Raw genomic sequence first — 10,028 nt, forward strand, 5'->3', positions numbered from 1 at the left:
TTACTTCATCATTGTCGTCTTCACTTCTCCTGGAACCTCCGTCGGCTCCATAGGGCTCCACTCGCAAATCTCTGCATAACCAAATACATAGAGGGTGTGCATGCTGTAGATTACTGCTTTACGAGAGCCTTTGAGAGTGTGCTCAACAGGGTATTTTTTTAGGTTTGGATTAAATTCTGTTGACATGTTTTAACTATTGAACTCGACGTTATAAATATAATCATAATGATTATATTTGTTTTTGTCAAGGGTTTTAAAAAACTTTTTTTTTGAATTTTATGGAGAAGTTGCAATTAATTGGAAACTTATAATTAAAGGGGGAAAATCGGGAATCGGGAATCGGGAATCGGGAATCGGGAATCGGGAACAGTAATATTATTTAATTACAGTTTTTATCGCAGTTATGAGGTACGATTATAAATCTCAAAGTCCCCCTTTTTAAGGGGGATTTAGGGGGATCAGTTTGTACTTCATAGGAAAAATCATGGCTATAGTATTTGATTAGTTAGTTAAGTAATTAAAAATATTGTTATAATTTTAATGACCAAATTTATAGCAATTTGAAAATAATTGAAATATCAAAATATCAACTGAACGATGAATGCTAAATGCTGACGATTTCAGGTTAATAAAAAAAGGGATGCTCAGCCAAGAGTATCCCTTTTGTTGTTGATATAATTGGGTGCATCTCATTGTCTTGATGCAGTCGCTCATGGGGGAAACCACGGCAGTCGCTCATGGGGGGAACCACGGCAGTCGCTCATGGGGGAAACCCCCAAGACCGCGCTGCCTCCCCAAGACCGCGCTGCCTTCCCAAGACCGCGCTGCATCGCTTTTGCTGTTTGACAGGGTGGTGCGTTACGGGGCGGGCTATCCAAAGCCTGGCTACGAGGCGGAAAATGAGGCCCCCCTAAAGCACCACTAGCAACTGCTCCCTGCTCCCTGCTCCCTATTCCCTATTTCCTATTCCCTGTTCCCTGTTCCCTTTCTATAGCTAATAGCTTAAGAATCTGAAGGTATTGGCTGGGATTCTAGATATTTCAGAAAAGACATTAACTCTTGGTCACTAAGCAGCTGACGCGATCGCTTACCGTAAGTTTGTAGAAGATAGTCTTTCCCCTGTTGAGTTGTCCAACCCAGACGCTTCATTTCTACATTAGTTTTAGTAATGATGTCAGAATGGTCAACAATTCCAGAACTCAATGATCCCATGTCACTGGTGTTAGTCTCTATGGTATTTTGAGAATATGACTGGACTGGAGGATCAGGTTGTGGGGTCTGGTAGATAATTGGCTCCCTCTTTATAGGGATATCAACTGGCACAGAGGTTTCTAGATCCGTTGAAAGGGAGTCATTGCTAAATTTCCTTGCTGGTTCTACTGATGGGATATTGGCAGCGGTTTCCCTAACCTCTCTAGCTCTTGACTCTGAGAAAGAGTAACTACTGGTGTCACTGGTTCGAGTCGCTTGAGTAAAATGATGATTGGGTTGAGTCTGTTCATGACTTGCTGAGGTCGAGCCAACATCATAGCGAGGCAATGGTTGCAGCGGCAGATTTACCTCACGCTTTGCTCTGGGATTATCCTTGTTTTGATCAATCCCTTTGGTGCTATCCATGCCTAAAGCAGCTAAGGCTCTTTGTCTGGCTTGATCTTCTGCTAATTCAACAGTTTGGGCAGCAGCTAGACCGGTGACCAAGATGGTACCCTCAACTTTAACTGAGCAACGTACTATGTACTGACCATGGTCAATCGCTAAAAGATCGCTGATCAAGCTGCCTTGAGGATAACGATCTCGGAACTGAGTAAACATAAAACCATTTCCTGCCCAAATCTAAGCATTATATCATAGCATAGCTTTACCCGAAAACTGTAGCAAACGGAACAGCTGATCTGCGGAACACCGGAACATTTCTTCCCGATTCCGTACTCCCCTTGATGTACAATAAAACATAATATAATAGAACTATCTTTGGTAAGCTGGCGCTAAATCATTCTGTAGTTACAATCTGCAACAGACGTAGGAGAAAGGAATTTCAGTTGCGGTTCCTGATCCAGTTGAGCAGCACAGCCTACGCAAAACCAAAGTTTCTTTTTCCCAGGCGCTCTAGGAACAAGAAAACAGAGGGCGGGTACCTCCAAGTTCCCCTCGTTGCCTACACCTACGCTTCTTCCAGAAGAGCTGTCATATGCTGATGTAATTTATTGCTTTTTAGCCTACGCGAGTCAGTATGACGATTCAGAAAATCTGGATTTAGGGCGTAAGCGTGACCAATCGGTTGCCCTAATGGTAGACTAGTAGTAGATATAACTGGGGAATTTGGACAAAGTTCCGAGGCTGACCAGACTAAGCTAAGCTTCTCTTTTGCCCCAGGGGCTACAGCATTGCCAAAGCAAGGGGACTAAGTTACCAGGAAGCGTAATGGTTCTGAGTATTGCAGTGTCTGAACAAAAGAGTTAAGCGCCAAAGAAACTGGGTGGCATTGGAGATTCTCACTCTTTGAATCGGTTGCTTCTTATACATAACTGCCTGTAAGTTACCCGTTTGATGATAAATTCGCCAAAGAAACAATCGTCCTAGGGGCCTCAAACCGTAACTCAAAGAAGGTGCCATGGCGTTTGAATCACTGGCTATTGACCAACCTCTGACTCAAAAATCCCGCAGGCAAAGTTAGGTGAGTCATTAGCCTAAAAGTTACCCTGACCTTAGTCTTGCTTCGGAACAAAAACAACAGAGTTGGTTAAACAGTTTAGGCAAACCATCAGTGGATACCCTTTCCTGGGAAAGAAACACAAGGGGTGGAACAAGTTCAGGTACCCGGGAAAAGTAATGCACGTTTTCTTTGCTGCTCGGGAAGTGTACACCTGGCTTGCCTTTCAATGTTCAGCCGATGACCCGATCGCATCAGGGACTGTCCTACCCCGCGCGATCGCATGCTCTTAAGGGCAACAAGCAAAAACCACGATCAGACGAAAAGGATTGTTGGATGGAATTTTCAATCGCTACATTACTTTCTAATTTTACTGATGATAAACTAGTGGCACCCAAAGTCTTAGAAAAAAAACTTGGTTGCCAAGACAAAGAAAGTCTCAAAAAACTCCAGATTTCCCTGGATGCACTGGAAAAATTAGGAATTCTGGTTAAAGATCGCGGCAGGTATCGACGTGTTTATGAAGAAGACGTGGTGGAAGCCAAGCTGCGCTGTTCGAGTAAAGGCTTTTGTTTCGCCATCCAAGAAGTCGAGGGAGCCGATGATATTTACATTCGGGAAACCAATCTCAGTACTGCCTGGAATGGCGATCGCGTCCTAGTCAAAGTTACCAAAGAAGGTAGCCGACGCCGGTCTCCTGAAGGAGAAGTGCGGTTAATTCTGGAACGGGTAAATCCTTCAGTGCTAGCGCGAGTCAAGGACATTGGTAATGGTTACCGAGCCTTTCCCCTTGATGACCGACTCTTGTTTGAACTAGACCTTGAACCAGATGAGGAAATCTTACAAAAAGCAGTGGAGCATCTGGTTCATGTAGAAGTCCTACGCTACCCCCTCGGACAAAACCCTCCCCTTGGAAAAGTTGCCCGTATTTTAGGAAGTGATGCAGAAGATGCGGCTGACACCGACATTGTCTGTTGCAAGCACGATTTACGCTCTAACTTCCCTGATGGGGTACTTCTAGCCGCTGATAACTTACCGAAAAAGCTGAAAAAATCAGACTATAGCCAGCGCAATGATTTGCGAAAGGTTCTGACCATTACCATTGAAGATAAGCTAGCTAACTCAGAGAAGGTAGTTGTAGAAAACGCCTTTACTCTAGAAAAAACTGAAGCAAATCAGTGGCAACTGGGGATACATATTGCTGATGTGGCTTACTTTGTCCCTCCAGACTCTGCCTTGGCTGATGAAGCCAGAAAAAGGGGTACAGCAGTTTATCTGTCCGATGTGATATTGCCTTTACTACCAGAAGCCGTTACCCAGCTTTGTTCCCTAGTACCAGGTCAAGACCGCTTAACCATGTCGGTACTACTCACTCTAGATGAAGCTGGTCAGGTAGTAGACTATGAGATTCAACCGTCCATAATCCAGGTACACTACCAGCTCACTTATGAGCAGGCTCAATCCCTTCTGGGGGGACATGAGCAAGCTGACTCAGAATTGGCACCTGTGGTGGACATACTCAAAGAACTGTTTTTTACCTTGAGTCCAGCAGTCAGGGCGCAACGAAAGCAGCGGGGTGCCTTTGACCTAAATTTGTCCCAGATTCCATACCCCTATAAAGATGAAGGGAGAGTGGGGGCTCTAGAGGTTTCTTCAACAGTACCAATGCAGTCGTTGTTGAAGGAATTAGTGATCTTAGCCAATGAAGCAATAGCTACCCACATCCAAGCCCTAGGTTTGCCAGGGATTTACTGTGTCCAGGGGCTACCGGATTGGGATGGGCTTCAGGATTTGATTAGGTTGGGCATGAATCTAGAGCTAGATATGCAGCTTGAGAAAGAAGAAACCATTACCTCTCAAGACTATCAGGGCTTTACCCAGCTATTTTCCAAATCCATAGCACCTAAAGTATTGATCTATTTGTTGTTATCAACCTTAAAACCAACAGGTTATAGTTCAAAACCAGGATCCCACTTTGGTCTAGCATTGGATACTGGCTATACTCACGGAGTATCACCACTGAGGCGCTATGGGGATTTATGGGTACAACAGTTACTGCATTTGGTATTTGAAAAAGGAAGAGACCGTCGTTCTACCCGTTCCAAAGACCGGGTGAATCTCAATCATAGCAGCTGTCAAGGTAATATAAACTGGAATGTTTTACCACCAGAAATTCACCAAGAGTTAGAAAATCAGTTAACTACATTAATTCCCCATCTCAATGACCGTGAAAAGATCACCATGGATGCAGAGATGGATTTACAGGGCTTAAAGAAAGCTGAACAGATGAAAGAGCGTACAGGAGATATCTTCAGCGGGCTGATTACTGGAGTTCAATCCTACGGCTTTTTTGTAGAAATAGAAGACTTGTTAGTAGAAGGATTAGTTCACGTTAGCTCTCTCAAGGATGACTGGTACGAGTATCGCTCCCGTCACGCCTGCCTAGTCGGTCGCAAAAATCGCACTGCCTATCGATTAGGCGATCGCGTCGAAGTCCAAGTCAAGAGTGTGGATTATTACCGTCAACAAATTGACCTGGTAACCGTAAGCGGCGGTAGTTTTGCTAGTAACGAAGATTTAGAGGAGTAAGTTATTCGTGAGTGGTTAGTAGGTTACTCGAAGGTTAACTAACCACTCACCACTCACTACCAATTAAATGATATTAAGTCCGGTTAATAACTTATAATACCCTTGATTCTAATAGGGTTAATTTCTTTTTGTTAATTAACAATGTCAGCTGATAGCTGATAGCTGATAGCTGATAGCTGATAGCTGACGGCTGAATACTTACCAACCGGACATAATTTGACTACTGACTAATGACAACTCCTTTAATTCTTGGTGTCACTGGTGCATCTGGCCTAATCTATGCTGTAAGGGCTTTAAAGTATTTACTAGAGGCTGACTATGCTATTGAGCTGGTGGCATCGAAATCTACCTATATGGTTTGGCAGGCAGAGCAAAATATTCGCATGCCTCTTGAACCCGATCTACAAGAACAATTCTGGCGTCAGCAAGCGGCAGTCGATCAGGGGGGCAAACTCATTTGTCATCGGTGGGGGGATGTGGGAGCCAGTATTGCTAGTGGTTCTTTCCGTACTTTAGGAATGGTGATCATGCCCTGTAGTATGAATACCGTAGCAAAAATGGCTGCGGGCTTCAGTACTGACCTGCTGGAGCGTTCAGCAGATGTTCAAATTAAAGAAGGGCGTAAGCTAGTAATCGTACCTCGTGAAACACCCTTTAGCTTAATCCATCTGCGTAACCTTACCAGGTTAGCAGAAACAGGAGTTAGAATTGTTCCAGCTATACCGGCTTGGTACCATAACCCTCAAACCATCGAAGATTTGGTGGATTTTGTGGTAGCTCGTGCTTTAGACCAGTTAGACATTGACTGCATTCCCCTAAAACGGTGGCAGGGCAGAAGTAATGATTCCCTTAAACATAGTTATCATGATAGGTAGGAAATCAAGATATCGGAAAGATGGGGAAAATAGGGCAGATTTAAAAGAGGAAGTAGTAGGAGGCTAAATCGTCAGACTTTTCTGCCTTGAGCCTGATATATGCTGATAAATCTTCATCACCCCTCAACTTTTAACCTATAACCTTCAATCCCTTGGTTTATGTTTAGGATTATTATATTCTTATGTTTGGTAATAGGTGGATTGGCACTGTTTGTTGTTGATAATTGGTTGCCAGTGCTACCGTTGGTCTTTCTAGGCATGAAGACACCACCTCTACCTCTAGCCTTGTGGATTGTTGGTGCCGTTGGAGCTGGAGTTCTAACCAGCATCAGCCTACGACTCCCCAATTACCTGGCTTGGCGTTATTCTAGTCGAAATTCTGAACCACCGGACGACGAGCCATTATTTTCTGAATATAGCCGTGGCGAAAGTTATCAAACCCAGACGAGGCAGGATAAAACTCGTGAGCGTCGAGCCTCGAAACAAACCTCAAAAGATGATACAAGCTCGGATTGGGAAGAAAGTAGTAGTCAAGAGTGGGACTTTGAGGAACATCAGGATTCAGATCGAGTTTCATCAGCTCGCCAAGGGGTTAAGCAAGATTCGAGATCACACACCACTAAAGGGGATCCCACTAGGGATGACCTGAGCGAAGAACCCGAAAGTAGTGATCAAAGCGATTCCGTTTATTCCTATGGTTATCGCAAACCTGGTAATTCAGGTGTTGGTAAATCTGAAACAGTTTACGATGCCAAGTATCGAGTCATTAATCCACCTTACAAGACAGTAGCTAAGCAGACTGAAGAGGATGAAGAGGACTGGGGGTTTGAGGATGATGAAGACTTTCAATAACCATGGTTGACGGTTGATTTTATTATAACTAGCAATACAATAGCAGCCAAGGTAGTAAAAGGTTACTCCTTGGCTGTTATTGTTAGATAGTTAATCAATTATCCATTGGGCTAATTGTTCATTTGTTCGCGAGATTGTTGCCTCACGCGGCCAGTCATGGCGGCTTCCTGTAAGGCCATAAAGGCATCCAGATCCGCCAAATCGTACTTTTTATGTTTTTGATGGAGCATCCTGCGTAATTTATCCTCGGCTTCTATGGTAAGATAACCGGTTGTGAGAGCTTGTTTGACAATGTCACGAATTAGCAACATTTACTTTGTTACCCCTAGTTTAGATGGAGTGACCACTAGTGAAAACCAGTAGATCTGTTCCACTGGATAGTTTTGTGAGACACCGAAATCAGCTGCTTCATCAGGTAGTTGAGTGCCAGGGATTAAAACCGATGTGTTATACATATTTGAGTCTCCCTGGTCTACAAAATTGGGGTTTGTTGTACCCTGATGCCAAGCTATGACTTGCATTCAGTCCATAGCATGACCAGGCTTACGGTGCTCAAACACCGCTTACCCAGTCTGCTTAGGTCTAAGCCTAAGTTTCTGGCTACTTTGTCACCCATGCAAAGTGCGAGTGGGGGAAACCCCGGTCACGACCCTGCATCGCTTCTAATGACGGCGCTTAAAACCGCCAAATCTCCCTTCCTCCGCCACATAGCCACATAAATGATGACGGTTTCCACGCTCCCGTTTTCTTGATGCAGTCGCAGATCAGGAAAACCAAGCCAGTCGCTCATAGGGAGGGGCTGTATGCATAGGCTTACGGTCGCCCGAAGTCAAGCCCAGTGGGCACCCCCTTTGGTCTCACTGGCTACCCAAAAGCACGATACATCGCTTTTGTTGGGATGAAGTTTAGATGAAGCTATTGTGAATAATAGCATAAATGTGAAAGGTTGTCTCGCAGTGAAAGTCTTAGGGTGGTACCTTTGATTAAGTGTGAACTAAGGGTAATCACTGATTAGACTGGGGAGGGCATGCGTGAATGACTTGTTGAAGGGCCTCAATGTTTTTCTGATTGGCATGATGGGCGCTGGCAAAACTACTGTTGGAGGTTTACTAGCTAGTGAGCTAGGCTATGGTTTTTGTGATACAGATGCCCTGATTGAGCAAATTGCCGGTAAAACGATTAACGAGATATTTGCTGAGGACGGAGAAGAAACCTTTCGACAGCTGGAGACTCAGGTACTATCGGAACTATCGGCTTATCAGCAATTGATCGTTGCTACAGGAGGCGGTATTGTGCTTAAACCCCAGAATTGGAGTTATCTGCATTATGGTCTGGTGGTCTGGTTGGATGTCCCTGTGCCAGTGTTATTCAACCGCTTGGGAGAGGATACCACTCGCCCCTTACTACAGAAACCTGATCCTGCTTTAGAATTGCAGAAAATTCTTGACCAAAGACGGAGTCTTTATGGATTAGCTGACCTTCACATCTGTGAAGATTATGAGGAGACCCCACCACAGATTGCTTCACGAGTGATCACAGAGATTCCGAAAGTTCTTAAAAATTCTAAACAAAAAAATTAACTAGCTCGGCGGGAATTCCCACGCTATAGCCACAGCTTAGGGTGGGATGAAAGCCAGGTTGGGTGATGGGGTTCGATGCCCCATCACCCAACATCAGTCAGGTCTGTCCTGACTCTGAACGTATTCTTTGAGTTGTTCAACGGTAACGCCTCCACAACTAGCAATGAAGTAGCCGCCAGTCCAGAACACTTTTTTCGAGTAATACTTATTCACTTGATCGGGAAATTCTTTCCGTAGGTATCGACTGGAAACGGTCTTGAGATTATTGATTAGTTTGCTGAGCTGAGTCTGGGGATTGTATTGGATCAATAAATGAACGTGATCCGCTTCACCATTGAACTCGACCAAACTACCTTCCCACTTAGACATCAGTTCTGAAAATATTGATTCTACGCGGGTTAGCATCACCCCGGTGAAGACTTTACGCCGGTATGGGACTAACACTAAATGAGCTTTCAAGTTTGAAACGCCTCTAGCACGCTGGATATCATCTTTAGGCATGGGTTGACACTAATTCCTGTGCTGGTGCTATAATAACACTAACCCCCGCAGTAATGGTCGGATCGGCCGCTATGAAATCAACGCTTCAGTATCGAGCTTACCCAAACACTAAGCAAAAACTTGAGGCTAATTATTGGCTTCGAGTGTGTCGCTATTGGTATAACCGCCAGCTCGGAGATCGTTTCGATTGGTGGGACAACAATAGAACCTACGTCAACGCTTGTCCGTTAGTTTGCCCGTTACCTGAGCTCAGAGATCAGCCGACTAGATACGGTCAACAGTCACAATTGCCTGGACTCAAAACAGATCTGATCAAGGTGTTTCATAGCGGTGAGCTGTTGGACTTCAGCCGATTAGATTCAACCGTTTTGCAGGATGTCTGCAAACGGGCTGACGATGCTTTCAAGCGTTATATATCGGGTGATTCCAATGGCTTGCGTAGCGGTAAGCCACGGTTCAAGAACCAATCCAGCTACCGGACGATGGTGTTCGCAATGGTCAAACCAAGGTGGATTCATCTTGTCCGCAAAAACTGGCTCTATATCAAGCTTCCCAAGCTCGGAATGGTGAAGGTTCGGATGCACCGACCAATGCCGGATGGTGCCGTTGTCAAACGTGTTAGCTTGACTAAAAAAGCCGATGGTTGGTATATCAACCTGACCGTAGCAGATCCTACGGTGCCTAAGTTTACGCCGGATCAGATTGTCCCCACTTGGGATAACTCAATCGGTCTTGACGCAGTGCTAGAGGGCGATGACTACATTGCCACATCTGAAAATACCAAATACAAATCAGCTAAACCGCTGCGTAAGTCTTTACCAAAACTCAAGGCCGTCTCTGCTAAGAAATCATCGAAACAGAAAAACATCAAGCGAGAGTTAGCCACTTAATTTATTGAGTGGAAAGCGAGCGTGCCGGGATTTATCCCGGCGTTCGCGTTCTAAGGGATTCGTTTTGTTCTTGCTAATATTTCCAGAAACT

The 10,028-nt window shown here is 44.7% G+C and carries 12 protein-coding genes; 7 read left to right on the forward strand and 5 right to left on the reverse strand.

The genetic code is table 11. The annotated features are described in order from the left end of the window. A complete protein-coding gene (locus F6J99_RS35030; protein WP_293120078.1) occupies positions 1 to 186 on the reverse strand; it encodes a hypothetical protein in 186 nt (61 codons plus the stop codon). 526 nt (positions 187 to 712) lie between these two features. Between F6J99_RS35030 and F6J99_RS35035 the strand changes: the two genes are divergently transcribed. After that, positions 713 to 925 carry a hypothetical protein gene (locus tag F6J99_RS35035; RefSeq protein ID WP_293120080.1) on the forward strand — a complete coding sequence of 71 codons (213 nt, stop codon included), beginning with the start codon at positions 713 to 715 and terminating at the stop codon, positions 923 to 925. A gap of 77 nt (positions 926 to 1,002) precedes the next feature. On the opposite strand, the gene F6J99_RS35040 is transcribed toward F6J99_RS35035, so the two are convergent. Beyond that, complete coding sequence (locus tag F6J99_RS35040) at positions 1,003 to 1,812, reverse strand: hypothetical protein (protein WP_293063582.1); 810 nt, start codon at positions 1,810 to 1,812, stop codon at positions 1,003 to 1,005. A gap of 339 nt (positions 1,813 to 2,151) precedes the next feature. Between F6J99_RS35040 and F6J99_RS35045 the strand changes: the two genes are divergently transcribed. From F6J99_RS35045 to F6J99_RS35060, 4 genes are all read left to right on the forward strand, one after another. Continuing rightward, positions 2,152 to 2,298 carry a hypothetical protein gene (locus tag F6J99_RS35045; RefSeq protein ID WP_293120082.1) on the forward strand — a complete coding sequence of 49 codons (147 nt, stop codon included), beginning with the start codon at positions 2,152 to 2,154 and terminating at the stop codon, positions 2,296 to 2,298. Positions 2,299 to 2,986: 688 nt separating this feature from the next. Further along, on the forward strand, positions 2,987 to 5,239 hold the full coding sequence (locus tag F6J99_RS35050) for a ribonuclease R family protein (protein WP_293120084.1): 2,253 nt from the start codon (positions 2,987 to 2,989) through the stop codon (positions 5,237 to 5,239). Positions 5,240 to 5,469: 230 nt separating this feature from the next. Beyond that, a complete protein-coding gene (locus F6J99_RS35055) occupies positions 5,470 to 6,114 on the forward strand; it encodes a flavin prenyltransferase UbiX (protein ID WP_070393920.1) in 645 nt (214 codons plus the stop codon). A 201-nt stretch (positions 6,115 to 6,315) separates the two neighbouring features. Beyond that, positions 6,316 to 6,966 (forward strand): hypothetical protein, encoded by a 651-nt coding sequence (locus tag F6J99_RS35060; RefSeq protein ID WP_293063585.1) that lies wholly within the window; start codon positions 6,316 to 6,318, stop codon positions 6,964 to 6,966. A gap of 110 nt (positions 6,967 to 7,076) precedes the next feature. Here the strand turns inward: F6J99_RS35060 and F6J99_RS35065 are convergent, their stop codons facing one another. Both F6J99_RS35065 and F6J99_RS35070 read right to left on the reverse strand, forming a co-directional pair. Beyond that, positions 7,077 to 7,277, reverse strand: a complete 201-nt coding sequence (locus F6J99_RS35065; RefSeq protein ID WP_071105228.1) for a hypothetical protein — start codon at positions 7,275 to 7,277, stop codon at positions 7,077 to 7,079. Then, complete coding sequence (locus F6J99_RS35070; protein WP_158517332.1) at positions 7,278 to 7,421, reverse strand: hypothetical protein; 144 nt, start codon at positions 7,419 to 7,421, stop codon at positions 7,278 to 7,280. It abuts the gene before it with no gap. A 576-nt stretch (positions 7,422 to 7,997) separates the two neighbouring features. On the opposite strand from F6J99_RS35070, the gene F6J99_RS35075 reads away from it, so the two are divergent. Beyond that, on the forward strand, positions 7,998 to 8,546 hold the full coding sequence (locus F6J99_RS35075; protein WP_293120088.1) for a shikimate kinase: 549 nt from the start codon (positions 7,998 to 8,000) through the stop codon (positions 8,544 to 8,546). Between the two features lie 93 nt (positions 8,547 to 8,639). On the opposite strand, the gene tnpA is transcribed toward F6J99_RS35075, so the two are convergent. After that, positions 8,640 to 9,047 carry an IS200/IS605 family transposase gene (tnpA, locus tag F6J99_RS35080; RefSeq protein ID WP_293120090.1) on the reverse strand — a complete coding sequence of 136 codons (408 nt, stop codon included), beginning with the start codon at positions 9,045 to 9,047 and terminating at the stop codon, positions 8,640 to 8,642. 71 nt (positions 9,048 to 9,118) lie between these two features. On the opposite strand from tnpA, the gene F6J99_RS35085 reads away from it, so the two are divergent. After that, positions 9,119 to 9,937: a transposase gene (locus F6J99_RS35085; RefSeq protein ID WP_293120092.1), complete on the forward strand. Its 819-nt coding sequence runs from the start codon at positions 9,119 to 9,121 to the stop codon at positions 9,935 to 9,937. The last annotated feature ends 91 nt before the right edge of the window (positions 9,938 to 10,028 follow it).

Source organism: Moorena sp. SIO4G3, assembly GCF_010692305.1.
Taxonomy (GTDB): domain Bacteria; phylum Cyanobacteriota; class Cyanobacteriia; order Cyanobacteriales; family Coleofasciculaceae; genus Moorena; species Moorena producens_A.

Bases quoted from the DNA above. Each gene is read 5' to 3' on its own strand.
- F6J99_RS35070 (WP_158517332.1), bottom strand. From the start codon at position 7,421: ATGTATAACACATCGGTTTTAATCCCTGGCACTCAACTACCTGATGAA.
- F6J99_RS35055 (WP_070393920.1), top strand. From the start codon at position 5,470: ATGACAACTCCTTTAATTCTTGGTGTCACTGGTGCATCTGGCCTAATC.
- F6J99_RS35040 (WP_293063582.1), bottom strand. From the start codon at position 1,812: ATGTTTACTCAGTTCCGAGATCGTTATCCTCAAGGCAGCTTGATCAGC.
- F6J99_RS35065 (WP_071105228.1), bottom strand. From the start codon at position 7,277: ATGTTGCTAATTCGTGACATTGTCAAACAAGCTCTCACAACCGGTTAT.
- F6J99_RS35030 (WP_293120078.1), bottom strand. From the start codon at position 186: ATGTCAACAGAATTTAATCCAAACCTAAAAAAATACCCTGTTGAGCAC.
- F6J99_RS35035 (WP_293120080.1), top strand. From the start codon at position 713: ATGGGGGAAACCACGGCAGTCGCTCATGGGGGGAACCACGGCAGTCGC.
- tnpA (WP_293120090.1), bottom strand. From the start codon at position 9,047: ATGCCTAAAGATGATATCCAGCGTGCTAGAGGCGTTTCAAACTTGAAA.
- F6J99_RS35050 (WP_293120084.1), top strand. From the start codon at position 2,987: ATGGAATTTTCAATCGCTACATTACTTTCTAATTTTACTGATGATAAA.
- F6J99_RS35085 (WP_293120092.1), top strand. From the start codon at position 9,119: ATGAAATCAACGCTTCAGTATCGAGCTTACCCAAACACTAAGCAAAAA.